Here is a 22,649-nt window from a genome sequence, read left to right on the forward strand (position 1 = left end):
CTCTCTACTCCTCCGCCGGCACGCCGTCGCGGGGCAGCGAGACGTACACCGCGTTGACCGCGACCGCCTGCTCCAGCTCGTGCGACAGACCCGCGAAGAACTGGGAGCGGTACGTCTCGTCGGTCACCGCGTAGACCGTGAAGTAGAGGCCCGCGAACGCCGCCAGGAAGACCGACACCTGGAAGAGCTCGTTCGTGATCGGCACGTACTCCCCCAGCGACGGCAGGTCGGTGACCGCCTTCTGCCCCGTCCACGCCGTGACGGTGTCGTCCGGGATCGTCAGCGAGCCGAACACCACGAAGAACGCGAACAGGCCCAGCGACAGCAGCAGCACCTGGATCGCCTGGTTGAACAGGAGCACGAGGACGAGGTTGGCGCGGGCGAACCGCGGCAGGTGCGCCGGCTCGGCGGTCAGCCGCCTCGCCGCGTCCTCGGCGGGTGTGCCGACGCAGCACGCCGCGACCCGGTCACCGACGACGTCCGCCTCGACCTCCCGGACCTCCTCGGGCAGGCGAGCGAGCAGGAACACCGCCGCGATCGCGGCGAAGAACAGCACCGCCAGCCACAAGACGTGCCGCGACATCAGGGCCGCGACCTGCCAGACCTCCGCGTTGATGAACAAGAAGGTCACGGCCAGCAGGAGCAGCGGCAGGGCCCGGGTCAGCAGCGGCAACATCAGGCCGAGCGACCCGAACGTCCGGCGGGCGGCCCACCGCAGCATCGTGCCCATCCGCAGCAGCCGACCGGCGAAGCCACCGAGCAGCGCGAGGAAGACCACCACGCCGACGAACGTCCCGACCGAGCCGTGGTTGGCGAGCAACGTGCCGACCACGACGCCGCTCGCGACCGACACCGCGATGATCAGCAGGATCACCGCGACGATGCGCTTGCTCGACACCCAGCCCTCGACCCGGTCCGCGTGGTCACCCACGAAGTAGGGCAGACCGTGGTCGTCGAACCACGCCTCGATGGCGGTGGCCGTGTCGGCGTGCGCGGTCATGGCGACACCCTAGGGGACGGTCGCGAGCTAGAACGTGACCGTGAGCTCGTCGACGCCGTAGACGAACGACAGCTGGCGGAAGCTGAGCTCCGCCTGCGACGTGGCGAGGGCGAGGTCGGGGAATCGCTGGAACAGCTTGGGCAGCGCGATGCGCAGCTCCATGCGGGCCAGCTCGGCGCCGATGCAGCGGTGGATGCCGTGACCGAACGCGAGGTGACCGCTCGGGGGCGTGCGATAGGGGTCGAACTCCTCGGGACGCTCCCCTGCTGCGGCCGGGTCACGGTTGGCACCGTTGAGCGAGGTCAGGATGACGTCGCCGGCCTTGACGTGCGTGCCGAAGAGCTCCATGTCGTGCTTCGCGAACCGCGGGAACGCGACCTGGACCACCGAGAGGTAGCGCAGGAGCTCCTCGACGACGCGGTCGACGTCTTCGGGCTCTCCGCGGCGGACCAGGTCGGCATACTCCGGGTCGCGCAGCAGCACGATCGTGCCGAGCGCGATCATGCCGGCGGTCGTCTCGAAGCCGCCGGTGAAGATGCCGTCGGCCAGACCCGCGAGGTCGAAGTCGGAGATCGTGTCGCCCTCGTCGCGGATGATCTGCCCCAGCAGGCCCGGTCCGGGCTCCTTGCGCTGACGGGCGACGGCCTCGAAGAGGAACTTGCGCTGGTCGGACACCGCGCCGAACGCCGCAGCGCCACCGTTGGTCGCGTCGAAGCGGTCGCTGCCGAGCTTGGCGAACGCCTGGCTGTCGGCGTAGTCGAGGCCCAGCAGCGCGCAGATGGTCTGGAACGGGATCGGGAAGGCGACGGCCTTGCAGAGGTCGGCCCCGGGGCCCTCGGCCTCCAGGGCGTCCAGCTGGGCGTCGACGAAGTCGGAGATCATCGGCTCGAGGCGGGCCAGGCGGCGCATCGTGAACTCGGGAGTCACGATCTTGCGCAGGCGGGTGTGCAGCGGCGGGTCGGTGAAGCCGAGGCCGCCGATGTCGTCGGCCGTCGCCGGTCCGTCGCCGTGGAAGAGGTGCCGGATGTCGTTGCTGTAGCTGTCGCGGTCAGTGAGGATCGTCCGTGCCTCGTCGTGACCCGTGACGAGGTAGGCCGTGAAGGTGAACGGGAGCTCGAGCTTGCGCATCGGCTCCGCAGCCCGCCACTCGGCGATCTTCGGCAGCGGATCCATGACGTCACGCTGCAGGGGAATCTTGGTCTGCTCGGGGATGAAGGACAGCGCGCTGAGGTCGATGCCGTTCTTCTGGATGCGCTTGACGAGCATGCGCCCTACCCAGCGACGGACTGTCCCCTTCACGTTGACCACGCAGATGAAACTACACCGCTCGCTTGCGCGCCAGCGCCAGCCGGTAGAGGGTGAGACGACAGCGCGCCCACCGGCACGCCTTCACAAGGGGGTCTCATGAGCACCGACACCGCGGAAACCGGCCAGCCGACAGAGCTCAAGAGAGTCATGGGGCCCAAGCTCCTGCTGCTCTTCATCGTCGGCGACATCCTGGGTGCCGGCGTGTACGCCGTCACCGGGCAGATGGCAGGTGGCGTCGGCGGCATCGTGTGGCTGCCCTTCCTGCTGGCCTTCGTCGTCGCCACGATCACGGCGCTGTCCTACCTCGAGCTGGTCACGAAGTATCCACAGGCAGCCGGCGCCGCGCTTTACACGCACAAGGCGTTCGGCGTGCACTTCATCACGTTCATCGTGGCCTTCGCCGTGGTCTGCTCGGGCATCACCAGTGCCTCGACCGCCTCGGCGACGCTCGCCGGCTTCCTGACCGACGGCATGGCCATCAACGGCTGGATCGACGGTGACGTCAGCGACGGCACCATCACGGCGATCGCGATGGTCTTCATGCTGCTGCTCGCGCTGATCAACCTGCGCGGCGTCGGCGAGAGCGTCAAGTTCAACGTCGTCCTGACGCTCGTCGAGGTCACCGCGCTCGCCATCGTCATCGGTGTCGGCTTCTACGTCGTCGCGAGCGGCGACGGCGACCTGAGCCGCGTCACGGTCTTCGAGGACGCCAACGACAAGGGCCTGTTCCTGGCCGTGACCGCAGCCACCTCGATCGCCTTCTTCGCGATGGTCGGCTTCGAGGACGCCGTCAACATGGTCGAGGAGGTCGAGAACCCGCAGAAGATCTTCCCGCGCACGATGCTCACGGGCCTCGGCATCGCAGTCGTGCTCTACATGCTCGTGGCGGTCTCCGTGGTCAGCGTGCTCACGTCGGAGCAGATCACCCAGATCAACGAGGACGAGGGCCGGGCGCTGCTGTCGGTCGTCTCGATCGGCGCTCCGGACTTCCCGATCGACAAGGTCTTCCCGTTCCTCGCCGTCTTCGCCGTCGCCAACACCGCACTGATCAACATGCTGATGGCCAGCCGCCTGATCTACGGCATGGCCCGCCAGGACGTGCTCCCGCGCCAGCTCGGCTCGGTGCTCCCGGGTCGACGCACGCCGTGGGCGGGCATCGCGTTCACGACCGTCCTCGCGCTCGGCCTGATCTACTACGTGCGCCAGGACCCCGACAGCGACATCGTCGTCAACCTGGCCAGCGTCACGTCGCTGCTGCTGCTGTGCGTCTTCGCCGTCGTCAACGTCGCCTGCCTCGTGCTGCGTGGCAAGCGCCACGACCACGTCAAGACGTTCTTCTCCTCGCCCGGCCCGCTCCCCTACCTCGGAGCGTTCCTGTGCCTGTTCCTGGTCGGCCCGTGGGTCGACCGCGAGTCGATCGTCTACGAGATCGCCGGCGGCCTGATGCTCATCGGCGTCGTGCTCTGGCTCATCACGTTCGCCATCAACAAGGCGACCGGTCAGGGCGACAGCAACTTCGAGGACGTCGACTCGCTCGGCGACTGACGTGCTGATCGTCGCCGGCCACCTGGTGGTGGCGCCCGACGGCCGCGACGCCTACCTCCAGGGGTGCGTCGCGGTCGTCGAACGTGCACGGCAGGCTCAGGGCTGCCTCGACTTCGCCCTCAGCGCAGACCTCGTCGACCCGGGACGCATCAACATCCTCGAGCGCTGGGACAACGAGAACGACCTGCTGGCCTTCCGGGGCTCAGGGCCCAGCGGAGACCAGCAGGTCGCGGTGCTCGATGCGTCGGTCAGGCGTTACGAGGTCTCGTCCGAGGGACCGGCCTGAACCTTGGCAGATCCGTCCGGGTTGAGCCCGGCCTTCTCGCGACGGCTGGAGACCGTCAGGCTGACGATCGCGGTGATCGACAGGATGCCGACGATGACGCCGAGGCTGAGCAGCGTCGGGATCTCGTAGACCTTGACGTGCTCACCGCCGTTGATGAACGGCAGCTCGTTCTCGTGCAGCGCGTGCAGGATCAGCTTGACGCCGATGAACGACAGCAGGATCGCGAGTCCCTGCGACAGGTAGATCAGCTTCTTCAGCAGGCCACCCAGCAGGAAGTACAGCTGGCGCAGACCCATCAGCGCGAACACGTTGGCCGTGAAGACCAGGTAGGGCTCCTTGGTCAGGCCGTAGATCGCCGGGATGGAGTCGAGCGCGAACAGCAGGTCCGTGGTGCCCAGCGCGATGATCACCAGGAACATCGGCGTGATGGCCCGCTTGCCGTTGACCTTGGCGAACAGCTTGAGGCCGTCCCACTGGTCGGAGACCGTGAACCGCTTGCGCGCCATCCGGACCACGGCGTTCTCGCCGTCGTCGTCGTGCTCGGTGTCCTTGGCCAGGTTGTAGCCGGTGTAGAGCAGGAAGGCGCCGAAGATGTAGAAGATCCACGAGACCTGCTCGATGGCGACCGCACCCAGGGCGATGAAGATCGCGCGGAAGACCAGCGCGATGACGATGCCGACCAGCAGGGCCTCCTGCTGGTACTTCCTCGGCACCTTGAAGCTGGCCATGATGATGATGAAGATGAACAGGTTGTCGATCGACAGGCTGTACTCGGTGAGCCACCCGGCGAAGAACTGCAGACCGTAGTCGCCGTCCTTGCCCGACGTGTTGTGGTAGGCCGTGACCCAGATGCCGAAGGCGATCGCGAGTCCGACATAGATGCTCAGATAGGTCGCGCACTCCTTCATCGACGGCTCGTGGGGCCGTCGCGCGACGATCAAGATGTCGAACAGGAGCACCGCGAGCGTCACGCCGATCGTGATCGCCCATTCGGTGGTGGATACGTTCAAGGGATTGTCCTCCGGTCGTCAATGCGCCGGAGGTCTCTTCCGCCGCCCGACGACCGAGGTCAGTGGCGGCCCGCAGAACCGGGTGACTGCTGGGAGTCACCGTGATGACGGCGCTGCGATCGGGGAATACTCCCCTCCGCGTCCCATTGTGTCAGCAGATGGCGCCTTGCCACCAATCGGGGACGCGCTGTCTGACGACGCCTGCGGGCGGCTCAGACCTCGTCGATCGCGCCGGTGGCGACGTCGAAGACGAAGCCCCGGACGTGATCCTTCTTCGGGATGAACGGATTGGCCTTGATGCGGTTGATGCCCTGCTTGACGTCGGCGGCGGCGTCGGGGAAGGCCTCGGACGACCACGTCGGACGGATGCCGGTCTCAGCCTCGATGCCCTGACGGAACTCGTCGTCCGCAAACGTCACCATGCCGCAGTCGGTGTGGTGGACCAGCACGATCTCCTCGGTGCCGAGCAGCCGCTGGCTGATGGCGAGCGATCGCAGCGCATCCTCGGTGACGACACCGCCGGCGTTGCGGATGACGTGAGCGTCGCCCTCCTCGATGCCGAGGATCTTGGCGGGATCGAGTCGGGCGTCCATGCAGGCGACGACGGCGACCTTGCGGGCCGGCGGCAGCGGCAGCGGGCCGTTGAAGCCCTCTTGGTAGGACTTGTTGGCTTCGACGAGCTCGTCGGTGACGGTCATGTGGGAGTCTCCTTGGTGGCGGGCGGTGCGATCCACTGTCGCTCGTATCGCCGCCTCCGTGGAGCCGTGTCACCTGATGACATGGCCGCGCCGGACCGCGCCGAAGTGCTAGAGCGCCCGTCCGGTGACGTCGAGCCGGACCGTGTGAGGCCACGGACCCGACGGCTGCAGCGCGGCATGGTCGAACGCGTCGGGCGGCGCTGTCTGCGGCTCGACGCAGATCGTGCCCGCCGGCTGGTCGTAGACGACCCACCACGGAGTGGCGGCGCTGAGCGTGAGCTCGAGGGCGCCCGGCCAGGTCAGCACGGGCGAGCCCTCGACGCGGAAGCAGTCGTCCCACGGTCCGGGTGTCGGATCGACGAGCCGCCCCGTCGGCAGGCCGTCTGGTCCGCGCTCGACCATGGCGGTCGCTCCGAGGGACAGCTGTGCCTCCTCGCCGGCAGAAAGCCGCCGGGCGAACCACGGGTGCAGCCCGATCGAGCAGGGGCCGTCGGTGCCGTCGTCCCAGCCGAGCTCGATGCTGACCCCGTCGTCGAGCAGCCGGTAGGTCAGGGCCGCCGTGCCGGACGTCGGCCACGGTGCACCGATGCCCAGGCGGTAGTCGCCCTCGGCGACGGCCTGCCAGGCCGCGACGTGCCCGAGCCCGTGCAGCGCGTTGGGCCCGTCGGTCTGGGGCAGCTGGTGGACGCCGCTGCCGTCGCGCAGCAGCCCGTCTCGCACCCGACCGGCCCAGGGCACCATCGGGAAGCAGCCATCGGCGATGTCCGGGTCGACGGAGGGATCTTCGGCGTGTGCCAGCACCTCGAAGCCGTCGATGACCAGACTGACGAGACGCGCACCACGGGTGGGATCGATCTCGGCCCGGACGCGGTCGTTGTGCAGGACGTCGTTCACGCTCAGACGCCCGCCTCGAGCATGCTGCGCAGCTCCTTCTTGAGGTCGCCGATCTCGTCGCGCAGACGAGCGGCGACCTCGAACTGCAGCTCGGCCGCGGCGGCCCGCATCTGCTCGCTGAGCTGCTCGATCAGGGCCGCCAGCTCACCCGACGGGAGGTTGGCGAGGTCGGCCGTGTGCTGCCCGAGCGGCACCGCGGCGCCCTTGCGCTTGTGGTCGCCGGTCGCCGACAGCAGCGCGGCGGTGTCGGCGTCCTCGCGCGCCAGCATGTCGGTGATGTCGCCGATCTTCTTGCGCAGCGGGGTCGGGTCGATGCCGTGGGCCGTGTTGTAGGCGACCTGCTTCTCGCGGCGCCGGTTGGTCTCCTCGATCGCCCAGGCCATCGAGTCGGTGATGCGGTCGGCGTACATGATGACCTGGCCCGACACGTTGCGCGCCGCGCGGCCGATCGTCTGGATGAGCGACCGGGTCGACCGCAGGAAGCCCTCCTTGTCGGCGTCGAGGATCGCCACGAGGCTGACCTCGGGAAGGTCGAGACCCTCCCTCAACAGGTTGATGCCGACCAGCACGTCGTACTCCCCCAGCCTCAGCTCGCGCAACAGCTCGACGCGTCGGAGCGTGTCGACCTCGCTGTGGAGGTAGCGGGTGCGGATGCCGGCCTCGAGGAGGTAGTCGGTGAGGTCCTCGGACATCTTCTTGGTCAGGGTCGTGACGAGCACGCGCTCCTGACGCTCGACCCGGCCGCGGATCTGGGTGATGAGGTCGTCGATCTGGCCCTTGGTCGGCTTGACGATGACCTCGGGGTCGATCAGGCCGGTCGGTCGGATGATCTGCTCGACGACGTCCTCGCCGACCTTCTCCATCTCATAGCTGCCCGGGGTGGCCGACAGGTAGACGGTCTGTCCGATGCGGTCGAGGAACTCCGGCCACTTGAGCGGACGGTTGTCCATCGCGCTGGGCAGACGGAAGCCGTGCTCGACCAGCGACCGCTTGCGGGACATGTCGCCCTCGTACATCGCGCCGATCTGCGGGATCGTCACGTGCGACTCGTCGACCACGAGGATGAAGTCGTCGGGGAAGTAGTCGAGCAGGCAGTTGGGGGCCGAGCCCTGTGCGCGGCCGTCCATGTGGCGCGAGTAGTTCTCGATGCCGGCGCACGTGCCGACCTGCTGCATCATCTCCAGGTCGTAGGTCGTGCGCATGCGCAGGCGCTGGGCCTCGAGCAGCTTGCCCTCCCCCTCGAGCTCGGCGAGGCGGACCTCGAGCTCCTCCTCGATCGTGCGCATCGCTCGGTGCATCGTCTCGTTGCCGGCTGCGTAGTGCGTCGCGGCACCGACGTAGAGCTCCTGGTCGTCGCTCAGCACCTCGCCGGTCAGCGGGTGCAGCGTCATCAGGCGCTCGATCTCGTCGCCGAAGAACTCCACCCGGACCGCCATCTCCTGGTAGACCGGGAAGATCTCGACGGTGTCGCCCTTGACCCGGAAGGTCCCGCGGGTCGTGGCGACGTCGTTGCGGACGTACTGGGCCTGCACGAGCGTGCGCAGCAGCTGCTCACGCGGCAGCTCCTCGCCGACACGGAAGCCGATCATGCGCTCGAGGTACTCCTGGGCGGAGCCGAGGCCGTAGATGCACGAGACGGTGGCGACGACGATGACGTCGCGACGCGTCAGCAGCGACCAGGTCGCGGAGTGCCGGAGCCGCTCGACCTCCTCGTTGACCGACGAGTCCTTCTCGATGTAGGTGTCGCTCTGCGCGATGTAGGCCTCGGGCTGGTAGTAGTCGTAGTAGGACACGAAGTACTCGACCGCGTTGTGCGGCAGCAGCTCGCGCAGCTCGTTGGCGAACTGGGCCGCGAGCAGCTTGTTGGGCATCATGACGAGCATCGGCCGCTGCAGCTCCTCGGCCAGCCACGCGGTGGTCGCCGTCTTGCCGGTGCCCGTCGCACCCAGCAGCACGACGTCCTGCTCGCCGCCGCGGATGCGCTTGGAGATCTCGGCGATGGCGGCCGGCTGGTCACCGGCCGGCTGGTAGTCGGAGACGACCTCGATGGGTGCCACCTGGCGACGGAGCTCTGCAACTGAACGCATACGACGAGCGTACGGGCCGCCACCGACAAAGGCTCGCCGCGGACGGCAGGCCCTAGAGTGATCCCATGCCCGTCTCGGAACGCCGCGCAGAGCGGAAGAGGGAGATTCTCGAGGCGACCCGCAGCTTGTTCGACGAGCGTGGCGTGAGGGACGCCCAGATCGAGGACATCGCTCGGGCCGTCGGGATCAACCGTGCCATCATCTACCGCCACTTCTCCGGCAAGGAGGAGCTCTTCGCCGAGACCCTCGTCGGCTACCTCCAGGAGCTCGGCACGACGCTCGGTGACGCCGACGACCCGACCGCCGACCCGGAGGTACGCCTGCGGGCGCTCACCGGCGTCTTCCTCGACTTCGGTGCCCGGCTTCCGGCGTTCGTCGACTGCGCCCAGGCGCTGCTGCGGCGCCGCGGCGAGGAGCTCATGGAGGAGGTCAGCCAGCAGGTCATGATCGACCTCGGCCTCGCGATGGCCGGCTGCCTCAACCACGTCGTCGAGGTGCTCGAGGCCGGCACCGCCAGCGGACAGTTCCAGGTCAAGGACCCCAACCTGCTGGCCAACATCTTCTACACGCAGGCGCTCGGCGTGCTCAACCTCGCCACGCTGCAGCTGTCGGTGCGCGAGAAGAACCCGGGCCTTCCCGCGGTCGATGCCGTCCCGTTCGACCAGGTCAAGGACCTCGTCGTCGTCGCCGCCATCGCCATGGCCCGCGGCACCGACCGGTCCTGAGACATACGGGCTGCTGAGACGTCCGAAAGCCTCAAGATCCATCGCTGGGTGCACGGATCTTGAGACATTCGGGTCGTCCGGCGGGCCGAAAGCCTCACGATCCGTCGAACCACAGACGCCGAGACATCCGTCCCCGGAGGAACGGATGTCTCGGCGTCGGTGCTGGGTCCTGCGTCAGGCCTCGAGGATCGCGACGACGCCCTGGCCGCCGGCCGCGCAGATCGAGATTAGGCCGCGACCCGATCCCTTCTCGTGCAGCAGCTTGGCGAGGTTGGCGATGATGCGGCCACCCGTCGCGGCGAACGGGTGCGCCGCGGCCAGCGACGAGCCCTTGACGTTGAGCTTGCTGCGGTCGATCGAGCCGAGCGGCACGTCGAGGCCGAGCTTGTCCTTGCAGAACAGCGGGTCCTCCCACGCCGCGAGGGTCGTCAGCACCTGGCCGGCGAACGCCTCGTGGATCTCGTAGAAGTCGAAGTCCTGCAGCGTCAGGCCCTGGCGGGCCAGCATGCGCGGCACGGCGTAGACCGGCGCCATGAGCAGGCCCTCGGCACCCGACACGTAGTCGACGGCAGCGGTCTCGTAGTCGACGAAGTAGGCCTCGGGGGTCCAGCCGTGCTTCTTGGCCTCGTCCTCGGACGCCAGCAGGACGACCGACGCGCCGTCGGACAGCGGCGTGGAGTTGGCGGCCGTCATGGTCGCCTCGTCGCCGAACGACTTGCCGAAGACCGGCTTGAGCTTGGCGAGCTTCTCCAGGCTGGAGTCGGGACGCAGGTTGTTGTCCTTGGTGACGCCGCGGAACGGCGTGATGAGGTCGTCCTGCCACCCCTCGTCGTACGACTTCGCGAGGTTCTGGTGCGAGGCCACGGCGAGCTCGTCCTGAGCCTCGCGGGTGACGCCCCACTCCTTGGTCGTGATGGCCTGGCTGTCACCCATCGACAGACCGGTGCGCGGCTCGGCGTTGCGCGGCTGGTCGGGCGCCAGGTAGGCCGGACGGATCTTGGACAGGGCGGCGAGGCGGCCCTTGTTGTCCTTGGCGCGGTTGGCCTCGAGCAGGATCTTGCGGAGCTTGTCACCGATCGCGAGCGGCGCGTCGGACGTGGTGTCGGAGCCGCCGGCGATGCCGACCTCGATCTTGCCGAGGGCGATCTTGTTGGCCACGAGCACCGCGGCCTGGATGCCGGTGTCGCAGGCCTGCTGGACGTCGAACGCCGGGGTGTCGGGCGACAGCTTGGAGCCGAGGACGGTCTCGCGAGCGAGGTTGAAGTCACGGCTGTGCTTGAGCACGGCGCCGGCGGCGAACTCGCCGACGCGCTCACCGGCGAGGTCGAAGCGGTCGACGAGCCCGTCGAGCGCGGCCGTCAGCATCTCCTGGTTGGAGGCGTCGGTGTAGACGGTGTTGGAGCGGGCGAAGGGGATGCGGTTGCCGCCGATGACGGCGACGCGGCGCACCTGCTGGGGCGTCGCGGCAGCGGCGGCCTGGGCGGCCGGTGCGGTGGTCGCGGCAGCGGCGGCCTTCTGGGCCGGCGCCTTCTTCGCGGGTGCCTTCTTCGCAGGTGCCTTGCTGGCTGGGGTGGTGTCCGCCATGGCGGTCTCCTCGATCTTCGTGGCAGTGAGCATGTGAACAGTGGACGATGAACGTGATGAACGTGATGAGCGCCGCATGCAGGGTGGTGGACTGGCGCCGAATCATGAGGTTACAGTTTCAGAAGCATTCCAGATACCAATGGTATCCGAGAGATAGGACACACCCACCTCATGACTGACCGTTACCAGTCGCTCGCGCACAACCCGATCGGCAAGTTCGTCGTCAAGAACCTGGGTCTGCCCAACCCGCCGGAGCTGGAGCGGTGGTCCGAGGGCGCTCCCCTCGTCAAGGGCACCGTGCTCATCGGCGCTGCCCCCAAGGGCACGCTCGGCACGACGCTGAACACGACCCTGAAGTCCAGCGGCATCGACGTCGTCGGCGTCCGCGCCGAGGGCAAGAAGTACAAGGGCCTGGTCTTCGACGCCACCGGCATCACCGACACCGCCGGCCTCGCCGACATGCAGCAGTTCTTCACCCCGGCGCTGCGCAGCCTCGCAGGCTCCGGCCGCCTCGTCGTGATCGGCACCCTGCCGGAGCAGGCGGCCACCGACACCGCCGCCATCGCCCAGCGTGCGCTCGAGGGCTTCGTCCGCTCCGCGGGCAAGGAGGTCGGCGGCAACGGCAGCACGGCCAACCTCGTCTATGCCGGCGCCGGAGCCGAGGGCGCCCTCGCCTCGACGCTCGAGTTCCTCCTCTCCCCCAAGTCGGCGTTCGTGTCGGGCCAGGTCATCCGCCTCGGGCTCACCGACCTGGTGACGCCCGACGCCGTCGCCGACCCCGCCCAGCCGCTCGCCGGCAAGGTCGCCCTTATCACCGGAGCCTCGCGCGGACTCGGCGCGGCCATGGCCCGCACCCTGCACCGTGACGGTGCCGCGATCGTCGGACTCGACGTGCCCGGCCTCAAGGACGAGCTCGACGCCGTCATGGCCGAGCTCGGAGGCACGTCGATCGCCGAGGACATCACCGCCGCCGACGCCCCCAAGGTCATCGCGAAGGCCCTCAAGGACGCTCACGGCGGTGTCGACATCGTCGTGCACAACGCGGGTATCACCCGCGACAAGCGCCTCAAGAACATGAAGACCGAGAACTGGAACCTCGTCATCGACATCAGCGTCGGTGCCCCCCAGCGCATCACGGCCGAGCTGCTGAAGCAGCAGCTCATCCGTCAGGGCGGCCGCGTCATCGGCATCTCCTCGATCGCCGGCATCGCGGGCAACAACGGCCAGACCAGCTACGGCACCGCCAAGGCCGGCGTCATCGGCTTCGTGCAGGACCTGTCGAAACGCGTCGCCAAGGACGGCATCACGGTCAACGCGATCGCCCCCGGCTTCATCGAGACCGACATGGTCAAGACGATGCCGCTGGGCATCCGTGAGGCAGGTCGCCGCCTCAGCTCGCTGTCGCAGGGCGGCCAGCCGATCGACGTCGCCGAGGCCATCGCGTGGTACGCCAACCCCGGATCGTCCGCGATCTCGGGCAACGTGGTCCGCGTGTGCGGCCAGGCCCTGATCGGCGCCTGACGTGACGACCCGCGTCTTCACCAAGGCTCCGGCCACGGTGCCGCTGATGCTCAAGGCGGCGCTGCCGGCGCTGCCGCTGATCGGCGGGCTCCCCGGCGTCAAGCACGCCAAGGGCGCCGCGCCCGACCTGGTGCTCGAGCGCCACGGGGTCGTCACCGACCCGCAGCACCTCGAGGCCTTCAACGAGGTCTGCGGGTTCCCCCGCAGCGAGTTCCTCCCCGCGCCCTACCCGCACATGGCGGCGTTCGGCCTGCACATGACCCTCATGACCGACACGGCGTTCCCGTTCGCGCCCATGGGGCTGGTGCACCTGCGCAACACGATCCGCCAGCACCGACGCATCCGCGTCGACGAGACGTTCGACGTCACCGTCTCGGCCACCGACCTGCGTCCCCACCCCAAGGGCTCGCTGATCGACATCGTCACCACCGTGACCGTCGCGGGCGAGGTCGTGTGGGACGAGGTCATGACGCTGTTCTCGCGCCACAAGGGCGGTGCGGCCGAGACCACGGCGGCTCCCCTGGCGGGCATCGAGGCACCCGACGGCGTCGTGCAGTGGAAGCTCGCAGGAGACCTCGGCCGTCGCTACGGCGCCATATCCGGCGACCGCAACCCGATCCACCTCTACCCGCTGACCGCCAAGGCGTTCGGCTTCCCGACCAACATCGCGCACGGCATGTGGACGTTGGCCCGCAGCCTCTCCGCGGTGCAGAACCGGCTGCCCGAGACGTTCACCAACGACGTCGAGTTCCGCAAGCCGATCCTGCTGCCCGGCACGGTCGTGTTCGGGTCGCGTCAGGACGGAGACCTGCTGACGTTCGGGGTCAAGGGCGCCAAGAAGCCCGTCACGCACCTGGTGGGACGGGTCGTCACCGGAGCGTAACTCCCAGTTGCACCATGTCGTTGGTCACAGCAACGACTCTGGAGGGAACTCGTGAACACGTCTCGCAGCCATGTCATCGTCCGTCTCCTCGCCGTCATCGGCCTGAGCCTGGCACTGGTCGCGGCGTCGCTGTCGTTCAGCACGGCGTCCGCCGCGACCAGCACGTGGAGGCCGCGCGGCGAGCAGTACCCCCGGACGGTGACCGAGCGGGACGTCGCGATCCCCATGTCGGACGGCACGATCCTGCGCGGTGACGTGCAGCGGCCCGCCGGCGCCGACGGCAAGGCGGTCGCGAAGCGATTCCCCGTCATCGTGACCATCACGGCCTACAACAAGACCGTGCTGCTCTCCGCCGGCGGCCTCGGCGGGGCCGACCCGGCCTACCTGGTCAAGCGGGGCTACGTGCAGCTGACCGTCGACGCCCGCGGCACCGGCAGCTCCGAGGGCGTGTGGAAGGCCTTCGGCGCTCGCGAGAACAAGGACGGCGGCGAGATCCTGCGATGGGCGCACTCGTCCGCCCGCCCCTGGAGCAACGGCATCACCGGGATGTCGGGCCCGTCCTACATGGGCATCAGCCAGCTGTGGGCGGCTGCCGCACAGCCGCCCGGCCTGAAGGCTATCTTCCCGCAGGTGCCGGGCGCCGACGTCTACCGTGACGTCGTCGCCTCCGGCGGACAGCTCGACGTCGGGTTCATCCCCCTGTGGCTCGGGCTCGTCACCGGCACCGGTCTGATCCCGCCGGCCGTCGCCGTGTCCGACCCGGCGTCCGGCATCAAGCAGCTGCTCGACCACCTGACGGGCGCCACGACGTTCACGGTCCCGCTGCTCGTCAACGCGCTCGGCGGCGGTGAGCCGGCGTACGACGGTCCGTTCTACACCGAGCGCTCGGTCATCAACGTCATCGACAAGGTCAAGGTGCCAGCGTTCTTCGTCTCGGGCGAGTACGACCTGTTCCAGCGTGGCACTCCCCTGCTGTTCGAGAACCTGGCGAAGCGCGGGATCCCGACCAAGATGATCATCGGTCCGTGGGACCACCTGCAGGCCTCCAGCGGGACCGAGGTCGTCAAGGCCGGCTACGGATCGCTGAGCCAGCTGCAGCTGCGGTGGTTCGACCACTACCTCAAGGGCGCCAAGGATCTCCGGCTCGACCAGGACATCGCCAACCTGACCTACTACGAGCAGGGCACCGGCGCCTGGCGCAAGGACTCGAGGTGGATCGGCTCGTCGCTGCGGGGCGCGAAGCTCCGGCTGAGCGGGACGTCCAGCACCGGCGGCCCGGCCGGTCGGCTCACGACCGGGACGGTCAAGGACGGCGCGTCGAAGATCTACCCCGTCCCCGTCGCCGGCCTCTGCACCCGCTCGGCCAACCAGTGGACCGCCGGTCTGCCCGCCATGGTCCTGCCCAGCCTCCCGTGCTTCAAGGACAACGCCCTCAACGACAAGACCGGCGTCGTGTTCTCGACCCCTCGCCTGACCCAGCCGATCACGCTGCAGGGGCCGATCAACGCCCGCCTCTACACGTCGAGCCTCGGCGGCGACGGCATGCTGTCGGTCGCGATCGAGGACGAGGCCCCCGACGGCACGGTCGAACGGCTCTCCGGCGGCTGGCAGGTGCTGTCGCACCGCGCCCTCGACACCACGAGGTCCCGCTATCTCGACGGCGTGCTGATCCAGCCCTTCCACCCGTTCACCAAGGCGGCGCAGAAGAAGCTCGCACGCGGCGAGGTCGCACCTGTCGACGTCGAGATCTTCCCGACCCGGGCCAGGATCAAGCCCGGGCACCGGCTGCGCATCGCGGTGCAGTCGTTCGACGTGCCGCACCTGCTGCCGACCCTGCCCGACCTGCTCGGCACGCTCACGGTCATGACGGTGCACGCGTCGGCGAAGTATCCCTCGTCGATCAACTTCCCGAGCGTCGGGGCGCTGCCGGTCGTGAAGTAGGTCGCGGGTGGCCGAGCCCGGCTAGTCGCGCGGGGTGACCCGCCGGATCAGGCCCTCCTGGGCCACCGTGGCGACGAGCGTGCCGTCCTCGGCGAACACGCGCGCGGTGCTGAGCCCCCGGGCCCCCGAGGCCGACGGCGAGGTCTGGTCGTAGAGCAGCCACTGGTCGGCCGAGACCGGACGGTGGAACCAGATCGTGTGGTCGAGCGATGCGGGCTGCACCTGGCTCGAGCCGATGACCTGGCCGTGCGGGACGAGGCTCGCGCCGAGCAGGCTGAGGTCGCTGATGTAGGTGAAGGCCGCGTTGTGGATGATGCGCGACTCCGGCAGCGTGCCGTCGGCGCGGAACCACAGCCGCTGGGCCACGGGCACCAGGGTGCGCTGCGGATCGTCCTCGGCACGATTGTCACCGATGTAGCGCATGTCGAACGACGACCACTCGTTCTTCCAGTGCTCCGCCGCCTCCGGGCCGCGCATCGCGACGATGTCGGCCAGCGGCGTCGCCTCATCGGGCGACGGGACGTCGGGCATCGCGTCCTGGTGGTCCCACCCGTCCTCGACGACCTGGAACGAGGCCGTCATGTAGAAGATGATCTCGCCGTGCTGTCGCGCCGCCACACGACGCGTGGTGAACGAGCGACCGTCGCGGACGTTCTCGACGTCGTAGACGATCGGGATGCTGGGGTCGCCGCCCAGGATGAAGTAGAGGTGCAGCGAGTGCACGTGCCGGTCGTCGGGCACCGTGAGCTGCGCGGCCATCAGCGCCTGCGCGGCCACCTGCCCGCCGAAGACGCGCTTGAGCGAGGACCCCTCGGGCTGGGAGCCGCGGTAGAGGCCCACCTCCAGCTGCTCGAGGTCGAGGAGGCCGATGACTTCGGAGAGGGATGCAGGCACGGGTCAGATCCTATCGGGACCAGCCGGCAACGCGGCACCGGCGAAGCCGGGTGCCTCAGTCGTGATCGTTCTTGCGCTGACGCGCCAAGAACTGCTCGAACTGGTCGGCCAGCTCGTCGCCGCTCGGGAGCTCCTCGTCGCTGGCCAGCAGCGACTGGGCGGCGCCGCGGGTGAACGCGTCGTACTGCTCCTCGAGGCCGCCGAGCAGCTCGGTGCCGCCCTGCTCCTCGATCTGCTGCTCGATCTCCTTGAGCGCCTCGTCCTGACGGGCGCGCAGGGGCTCGGCGTCGATCGCCAGGCCGGTGCGGTCGACGAGGGCGTCGATCAGCGCCAGCGCGGCCGTGGGGTAGTCGATCTGCGCGAGGTAGTGCGGCACGTGGACGACGTAGCCCGCGGCGTCGTGCCCCCACTGGCCGAGGCGGTACTCCAGCAGCGCCTGCGCCGACGACGGCACCGAGACCTGCGCGGACCACAGGTTCTGCCGGTCGACGAGCTCATCGCGGGTGCCGTGGGCCGTGATCATGGGCGGCCGCGTGTGCGGGACGCCCATCGGGACGGCGCCGAGGCCCAGCGTCAACGGGACGTCGTGCTCCTCGATGACGTCGTGCACCTCGCCGATGAAGCGCTCCCACAGGAAGTCAGGCTCGGGCCCGGCCATCAGGAAGTAGGGCTCGCCGTTGGCGTCGTGCTCGAGGACGACCTGCAGGGTCGGCGCCTCGTAGTCGGCGTAGTGGTTCTCGCGGAACGCGATCATGGGGCGACGGGCCCGGTAGTCGAACATCTCGTCGAGGTCGAACTCGTGGACGACCTCGCCCCGTCCCGTGCGCAGCTGCTCGGCGGCCAGGCGCGCGGCCGAGCCGGCGCCGAGGAAGCCTTCGAGAGCATGGATCAGCACCGGGCCGCTGCCGTCACCGCGGCGCGGCTCGTCAGGAGTTCGTCGTGAGCGCCAGTTCTTCATCGCCATGGTCAACCACCTACCGGGTGACGCTATTCCGCGCGAGAGCGGCGAGGGTGTCGGCGGCGACGGCCCCGGCGGTGAGTCCGAGCCGGCCGAGGATGATGTCGCGCTTGGCGTGGTCGAGGAACTCCTGCTCGATGCCGTGGACGCGGATCGGCGTCTCGATGCCGGCGTCGCGGACCGCCTGGGTGAAGGCCGAGCCCACCCCGCCCTGACGGCCGTTGTCCTCGACGGTGACGACGAGGTCGTGGTCACCGGCCAGCTGGACCAGTGCGGGGTCGAAGGGCTTGCTCCAGCGCGGGTCGACGACCGTGACGCCGTGGCCTGCCGCGCGGACCAGGTCGGCCGTCTCGGCCCCGAGGTGGCCGAAGGCGCCCACGGCGACGATCAGCACGTCACGGGCGTCATCGCGCGACAGGACGTCGAACGAGCCGATGCGCTCGATCGCGGGGAGGTCGTCGCAGACCGGACCCTTGGCGAAACGGATGACGGTGGGCGCGTCTTCGACGTCGACCGCCTCGCGCAGCAGCTCGCGCAGCTGCGACCCGTCGCGGGGTGCGGCGAGCCGCAGACCGGGGACGATCTGCATCAGCGACATGTCCCACATGCCGTTGTGGCTCGCGCCGTCGTCGCCGGTGACGCCGGCGCGGTCGAGCACGAACGTGACGCCGCACCGATGCAGGGCGACGTCGAGGAGCACCTGGTCGAAGGCGCGGTTGATGAACGTCGCGTAGACCGCGACGACCGGGTGCAGGCCGCCCATCGCGAGGCCGGCGGCGCTGGTGACCGCGTGCTGCTCGGCGATGCCGACGTCGAACACACGGTCGGGGAACTTGTCGGCGAAGGCGTCGAGGCCCACCGGGTAGAGCATCGCCGCGGTGATGCCGACGACGTCGGGACGCTCGTCGGCGACGCGCACGATCTCGTCGCGGAAGACCGACGTCCAGCCGGCTGGCGCGACACTGACGGCCTCGCCGGTCTCGCGGTCGAACGGGTTGGCCTGGTGCATCTGGTCGTTCTCGTTGGCGACCGCGATGTCGTAGCCCTGGCCCTTGGTCGTCAGCACGTGCACGAGCACCGGGCCGCCGAACTTCTTGGCCTGCGAGAGCGCGTGCTCGACCGCCGGGAGGTCGTGGCCGTCGACGGGGCCGATGTACTTGAGCCCGAGGTCCTCGAACATCCCCTGCGGAGCCAGGGCGTCCTTGACGCCCTTCTTGATCGCGTGCAGCGCCTCGTAGGCCTGGGCTCCGCCGAAGCGCGCCCGCGTGAGGCGCTCCTTGATGGCGCTCAGCGCCGGCTCGTAGCGCGGGTTGGTGCGGATCTCGGTGAGGCGGTTGGCGAGGCCACCGACGGTCGGCGTGTAGGAGCGTCCGTTGTCGTTGACGATCACGACCAGGCGCCGGTCGTCGTCGGCCGCGATGTTGTTGAGGGCCTCCCAGGCCATGCCGCCGGTCAGGGCACCGTCGCCGATGACGGCGACGACGTGGTCGGGCTTGCCCAGCAGGAGGTTGGCCTTGGCCATGCCGTCGGCGTAGGACAGGCTCGTCGACGCGTGGGAGTTCTCGACCCAGTCGTGCTCGGACTCCGACCGGCTCGGGTAGCCCGAGAGGCCACCCTCCTTGCGCAGCGAGCCGAACTCGCCGGCGCGACCGGTGAGCATCTTGTGGACGTAGGCCTGGTGGCCGGTGTCCCAGACGACCCGGTCGGTCGGCGACTCGAACACGCGGTGGATCGCGATGCCGAGCTCGACGACGCCGAGGTTGGGACCCAGGTGGCCGCCGTTGGACGCGACCGCCGTGATCAGGAGCTCGCGGATCTCGGCCGCGAGGCGGGTCAGCTGGTCGTCGTCCAGCCCGCGCAGGTCCGAGGGACCGGACAGCTCTTCGAGGACGTTCATCGCTGACTCCTTCCCTCCGTGTGCCATGGCGGTCAGTCTATCGAGGTCACCCGAGCGTGCTTCCTCACGGGAGGTCGAAGGCCGCGATCGTCGCGTGCTCGAGGCTGCCCATCCACACGCTGCCCCCAGCCTGCCGCACACCGGTCGGCATGCCGAAGTCGTCGTGCTGCCCTGCGACGTCGTGCACGAGCGTGCCGTCGGGCGCGAAGGCCTGCAGCCGCACCAGGTGCTGCGGCTGCGGCTGGAACCGCTGCGGCAGCGCCCACACCGCGACCCGCAGGAAGGGGGCCCGGGGCAGGAGCAGGTCGAGGGTCCTGTCGCGTGGCGACGCGACGGTGACCCACACGTTGCCGTCGTCGCCGGTGGAGATGTTGTCGGGAAAGCCCGGCAGGACAGGGCCGAACGGCTCCACGGCGCCCATCCGGTCCCCCGTCAGCCACACCCGTCGCAACGCGTAGGCGCCGGTCTCGGCGACCACGACGAACGACTCGTCGGCCGCCAGGGCGACGCCGTTGGCGAAGGCGAGCCCGTCGAGGAGCATCGTCAGGGTCCCGTCGGGGTCGCGGCGAAAGAGCCGGCCGGTGGGCCGGTGCTCGATCAGGTCGCCGCGCCAGTGGTCGATCTCGAACTTCGTCGAGCTGTCGCTGAAGTAGATCGTGCCGTCGGCCGCGACGGCCGCGTTGTTGCAGAACACGAACCGGGTGCCCTCGAAGCCGTCGGCCAGCACCTCGATGGCGCCGTCGGCGTGCAGGTGCAGCAGACCGTGGCGGGCGTCGCACACGACGTAGCCACCGGACGGGTGGAGCTCGATCCCCAGCGGCCGGCCCCCCGTGTCGCCCAGCAGCGTCTCGGTGCCCGTGAGCGGGTCGACCGCGACGATGCGACCGTCGACCAGCCCGGTCACGACATGGCCGTCGGCGCGCACGACGACGTCCTCGGTGCCATGACCCGACGTCGCGAGCACCCGGAGGTTGCGCGGCGAGACGGGGCTGCCGGCAGGTGCCGCGGCGGGCGGGGTCCAGCGGGCTGGGTCGAGGGACGGCTTGCTCATGCCCGAGACACTAGTCGGCCGGACCGGCCTGCCGATAGCGTCCGCGCAGGTGCACCATCGCCTCGGCGTCACCGACCTCGACGTGCTCGATCGTGCCTTCGACGAGCAGCCCCCACCCGACCTCGCGCGGCTCGACGTCGGCGAGCCGGACCCCGAACCACCCGGTGGTCCCGGCGAGGACGGGCCCCCAGTCGCCGTCGGTCCAGCTGCCCAGTGTGAAGGGCCCACCCGGGGCCGGCACCGTCCCGGCGAAGGCGTCGGCGAGGAACCGGTGCTCGGCCCCCAGGACGTTGACGACCCACGTGGTCGGGTCGGACTCCCAGAAGGCCGAGTCGGGGTCGACCAGGCCCACGACCCGGGCGGGGTCACCGTCGGCCACGAGCACCGACGAGATCGTGAGCCCGGCACGCGACGCGCCCGTGCCGCCCGACCACACCGTCACCGGGGCGGGCATCCGGCCCCGGAGTCGTCGCAGCGGGTCACGCTCGCCCTCGGGCGGCACGAACGGGTGGTCCGAGTGGATGGTCACCCCGCCAGACTAGGCCGCTGCTACGGCCGCTGCGTCTCCCACTCGATCGTCTCGCGGGAGACGTCGCGATCGCTGCGACGCAGCAGCCGGTCCGGCCCCTCCAGGCCCCGGTCGTAGGTGAGGTTGAGCGCCGGCACCCGGTCCTCGACCACGAACGATGCCCGGGTGAAGACCGGCTCCCCCGGCGTCCTCACCTGGGCGACACAACGGAAGTCGGCCGTGAGGTCGTCCGGGGTGATCGTGGTGTTGACGTAGCCCCGCAGGTTGTTCTGGAACTTCAGGTGCGGGTTCCACTGCAGCCACGGGTGCGCCGTGGCGGCGGAGTCCGCACCGTTGCCGCCCGACGTGATCGACGAGCACACGAGCTCGGTGCCGACCGAGCGGGTCGTCGGGTCGTCGTAGTCGAGCTTGAGCTCGCTGGCCCAGTGGGCGTGGACGTCGCCGGTGAGGACGACGGGGTTGCGCACCCCCGCGTCGACCCAGCCGCGGGTGATGCGGTCACGCGAGGCCGCATAGCCGTCCCACCCGTCCATCGACACCGTCTTGAGCGGTCCCTGGTCGCTGTCGCGCTGCGCGAAGAACACCTGCTGGCCCAGCACGTCCCAGCGGGCGCGCGAACGGTTGAAGCCGTCGAGCAGCCAGTCCTCCTGCGCCTGCCCCGTGATCGAGCGCTTCGGGTCGATCGCGGCCGGGCAGTCGGTCTTGTACCCGTCACCGCAGCCCTGGTCGTCGCGGAACTGGCGGGTGTCGAGCATGTGGAACGTGGCGAGCCGTCCCCAGTGCAGCCGGCGGTAGAGCTGCATGCTGGCGCCGCGCGGCACCGACGTCCGGCGCAGCGGCATGTTCTCGTAGTAGGCCCGGAACGCCGCCTTCCTGCGCGTGACGAAGCCAGGCGTCTCCGCGGGCTTCTCGGGGATGTCCGCCGCCCAGTTGTTGTCGACCTCGTGGTCGTCGAACACGACCGCCCAGGCCGTGGCGGCGTGCGCCTCCTGCAGGTCGGGGTCGAGCTTGTACTGCGCGTGCCGCTGGCGGTACGACTCGAGGGTCGTCGTCTCGGGCCCGTCGTGGTCGCGGACGTTGCCGCCGGGCGCCACGTAGGCGTTGGCGGTGTACTCGTACTGGTAGTCGCCCAGGTGGAGCACCAGGTCGGGCCGGTCCTCGGCCAGGCGACGGTAGGCGGTGAAGAGACCGTGCTCGTACTGCGAGCAGGACACGAACGACATCGCGAGCGCGGCCGGCATCGCGTCACGGCGCGGCGCGGTCACGGCGCGCCCCGAGCGGGACAGGTGGGGCCCGGCGGCGAAGCGGTACCAGTACTCACGGCCCGGCTGCAGCCCGTCGACCTCGACATGGATCGCGTGGCCGAGCTCGCGCGTCGTGATGCTGACACCGCGGCGGACCACCCGGCGGAACCGCTCGTCGGTCGCGACCTGCCAGCTGACCGGGATCCGCAGGTTCGGCATGCCTCCGAGGCCGTCGTCGGCGAGGGGGTCGACCGCCAGGCGGGTCCAGATCACGAACCCGTCGGGCTCGGGGTCACCGGCAGCGACGCCGAGCGTGAACGGGTCACGCGGCAGCTTGAGCGCGTGGACGCGGGCGTCCGCGGCCCCGCTCGCGATCACAGGTGTCATGGCGCCGGCCCCGATGGCCGCGCCGTACGTCAGGAAGTCTCGTCGTGTGGTGGGCATGCTCCAGTCCTCCTCGCCGGCGGTGAACGCCCGGCGTCGGGCGCGCGGACGCTCGACACCGATCCGCGGAAGGGATGGCGAACTCGCCACGGTCGACACCAGGGTCTGCTGGCCCTTGACTTAATTCAGGTGTCGTACTAAAACAGGGGA

At 69.5% G+C, this 22,649-nt stretch carries 19 protein-coding genes; 6 read left to right on the forward strand and 13 right to left on the reverse strand.

Annotation, left to right across the window (positions count from 1 at the left end; all coding sequences use genetic code 11):
- Window positions 1–4: 4 nt before the first annotated feature.
- Both HQK15_RS13390 and HQK15_RS13395 read right to left on the reverse strand, forming a co-directional pair.
- Window positions 5–1,000 (reverse strand): hypothetical protein, encoded by a 996-nt coding sequence (locus HQK15_RS13390; RefSeq protein ID WP_173491983.1) that lies wholly within the window; start codon window positions 998–1,000, stop codon window positions 5–7.
- 27 nt (window positions 1,001–1,027) lie between these two features.
- Window positions 1,028–2,266: a cytochrome P450 gene (locus HQK15_RS13395; RefSeq protein WP_173491984.1), complete on the reverse strand. Its 1,239-nt coding sequence runs from the start codon at window positions 2,264–2,266 to the stop codon at window positions 1,028–1,030.
- A 138-nt stretch (window positions 2,267–2,404) separates the two neighbouring features.
- On the opposite strand from HQK15_RS13395, the gene HQK15_RS13400 reads away from it, so the two are divergent.
- Window positions 2,405–3,853 (forward strand): APC family permease, encoded by a 1,449-nt coding sequence (locus tag HQK15_RS13400; RefSeq protein WP_173491985.1) that lies wholly within the window; start codon window positions 2,405–2,407, stop codon window positions 3,851–3,853.
- 1 nt (window position 3,854) lies between these two features.
- Window positions 3,855–4,139, forward strand: a complete 285-nt coding sequence (locus tag HQK15_RS13405) for an antibiotic biosynthesis monooxygenase family protein (RefSeq protein WP_173491986.1) — start codon at window positions 3,855–3,857, stop codon at window positions 4,137–4,139.
- On the opposite strand, the gene HQK15_RS13410 is transcribed toward HQK15_RS13405, so the two are convergent.
- The 4 genes from HQK15_RS13410 to uvrB form a co-directional block, all read right to left on the reverse strand.
- Window positions 4,109–5,149, reverse strand: coding sequence for a TerC family protein (locus tag HQK15_RS13410; protein ID WP_173491987.1), 1,041 nt, complete (start codon window positions 5,147–5,149; stop codon window positions 4,109–4,111). The two genes, HQK15_RS13405 and HQK15_RS13410, sit on opposite strands and share 31 nt — an antisense overlap.
- Window positions 5,150–5,361: 212 nt before the next feature.
- On the reverse strand, window positions 5,362–5,847 hold the full coding sequence (locus HQK15_RS13415; RefSeq protein WP_173491988.1) for a beta-class carbonic anhydrase: 486 nt from the start codon (window positions 5,845–5,847) through the stop codon (window positions 5,362–5,364).
- Window positions 5,848–5,955: 108 nt separating this feature from the next.
- Window positions 5,956–6,741 carry an aldose 1-epimerase gene (locus HQK15_RS13420; RefSeq protein ID WP_173491990.1) on the reverse strand — a complete coding sequence of 262 codons (786 nt, stop codon included), beginning with the start codon at window positions 6,739–6,741 and terminating at the stop codon, window positions 5,956–5,958.
- A gap of 2 nt (window positions 6,742–6,743) precedes the next feature.
- A complete protein-coding gene (gene uvrB, locus HQK15_RS13425; RefSeq protein ID WP_173491991.1) occupies window positions 6,744–8,828 on the reverse strand; it encodes an excinuclease ABC subunit UvrB in 2,085 nt (694 codons plus the stop codon).
- A 65-nt stretch (window positions 8,829–8,893) separates the two neighbouring features.
- On the opposite strand from uvrB, the gene HQK15_RS13430 reads away from it, so the two are divergent.
- On the forward strand, window positions 8,894–9,553 hold the full coding sequence (locus HQK15_RS13430; protein ID WP_173491992.1) for a TetR/AcrR family transcriptional regulator: 660 nt from the start codon (window positions 8,894–8,896) through the stop codon (window positions 9,551–9,553).
- Between the two features lie 174 nt (window positions 9,554–9,727).
- On the opposite strand, the gene HQK15_RS13435 is transcribed toward HQK15_RS13430, so the two are convergent.
- Window positions 9,728–11,170, reverse strand: coding sequence for an acetyl-CoA C-acetyltransferase (locus HQK15_RS13435; RefSeq protein ID WP_254450994.1), 1,443 nt, complete (start codon window positions 11,168–11,170; stop codon window positions 9,728–9,730).
- A gap of 138 nt (window positions 11,171–11,308) precedes the next feature.
- Here HQK15_RS13435 and HQK15_RS13440 point away from each other — a divergent pair, with 138 nt between their 5' ends.
- From HQK15_RS13440 to HQK15_RS13450, 3 genes are read left to right on the forward strand one after another with little or no spacing between them, the layout of a single operon-like run.
- Window positions 11,309–12,658 (forward strand): 3-oxoacyl-ACP reductase, encoded by a 1,350-nt coding sequence (locus HQK15_RS13440; RefSeq protein WP_173491993.1) that lies wholly within the window; start codon window positions 11,309–11,311, stop codon window positions 12,656–12,658.
- A gap of 1 nt (window position 12,659) precedes the next feature.
- The gene (locus HQK15_RS19145) at window positions 12,660–13,541 is read left to right on the forward strand and encodes a MaoC family dehydratase (protein ID WP_217361670.1); all 882 of its coding nucleotides are present in this window, start codon (window positions 12,660–12,662) and stop codon (window positions 13,539–13,541) included.
- Window positions 13,542–13,592: 51 nt separating this feature from the next.
- Entirely contained in the window at window positions 13,593–15,482 is a 1,890-nt protein-coding gene (locus HQK15_RS13450) for a CocE/NonD family hydrolase (protein WP_173491994.1), read from the forward strand.
- Window positions 15,483–15,503: 21 nt separating this feature from the next.
- Here HQK15_RS13450 and HQK15_RS13455 read toward each other — a convergent pair whose 3' ends face one another.
- The 6 genes from HQK15_RS13455 to HQK15_RS13480 all read right to left on the reverse strand — a co-directional run bounded on the left by HQK15_RS13455 (window position 15,504) and on the right by HQK15_RS13480 (window position 22,499).
- On the reverse strand, window positions 15,504–16,376 hold the full coding sequence (locus tag HQK15_RS13455) for an acyl-CoA thioesterase (RefSeq protein ID WP_173491995.1): 873 nt from the start codon (window positions 16,374–16,376) through the stop codon (window positions 15,504–15,506).
- A gap of 55 nt (window positions 16,377–16,431) precedes the next feature.
- A complete protein-coding gene (locus HQK15_RS13460) occupies window positions 16,432–17,340 on the reverse strand; it encodes a proteasome assembly chaperone family protein (protein WP_173491996.1) in 909 nt (302 codons plus the stop codon).
- Window positions 17,341–17,350: 10 nt separating this feature from the next.
- Window positions 17,351–19,231: a 1-deoxy-D-xylulose-5-phosphate synthase gene (gene dxs / locus HQK15_RS13465; RefSeq protein ID WP_173492243.1), complete on the reverse strand. Its 1,881-nt coding sequence runs from the start codon at window positions 19,229–19,231 to the stop codon at window positions 17,351–17,353.
- A 64-nt stretch (window positions 19,232–19,295) separates the two neighbouring features.
- Complete coding sequence (locus HQK15_RS13470; RefSeq protein WP_173491997.1) at window positions 19,296–20,282, reverse strand: SMP-30/gluconolactonase/LRE family protein; 987 nt, start codon at window positions 20,280–20,282, stop codon at window positions 19,296–19,298.
- A 10-nt stretch (window positions 20,283–20,292) separates the two neighbouring features.
- The gene (locus tag HQK15_RS13475; protein WP_367649178.1) at window positions 20,293–20,811 is read right to left on the reverse strand and encodes a flavin reductase family protein; all 519 of its coding nucleotides are present in this window, start codon (window positions 20,809–20,811) and stop codon (window positions 20,293–20,295) included.
- Window positions 20,812–20,831: 20 nt separating this feature from the next.
- A complete protein-coding gene (locus HQK15_RS13480) occupies window positions 20,832–22,499 on the reverse strand; it encodes an alkaline phosphatase D family protein (RefSeq protein ID WP_173491998.1) in 1,668 nt (555 codons plus the stop codon).
- Between the last annotated feature and the right edge of the window lie 150 nt (window positions 22,500–22,649).

Origin of the sequence: Aeromicrobium stalagmiti (genome assembly GCF_013283745.1) — a bacterium.
GTDB classification, from domain to species: Bacteria; Actinomycetota; Actinomycetes; order Propionibacteriales; family Nocardioidaceae; genus Aeromicrobium; species Aeromicrobium stalagmiti.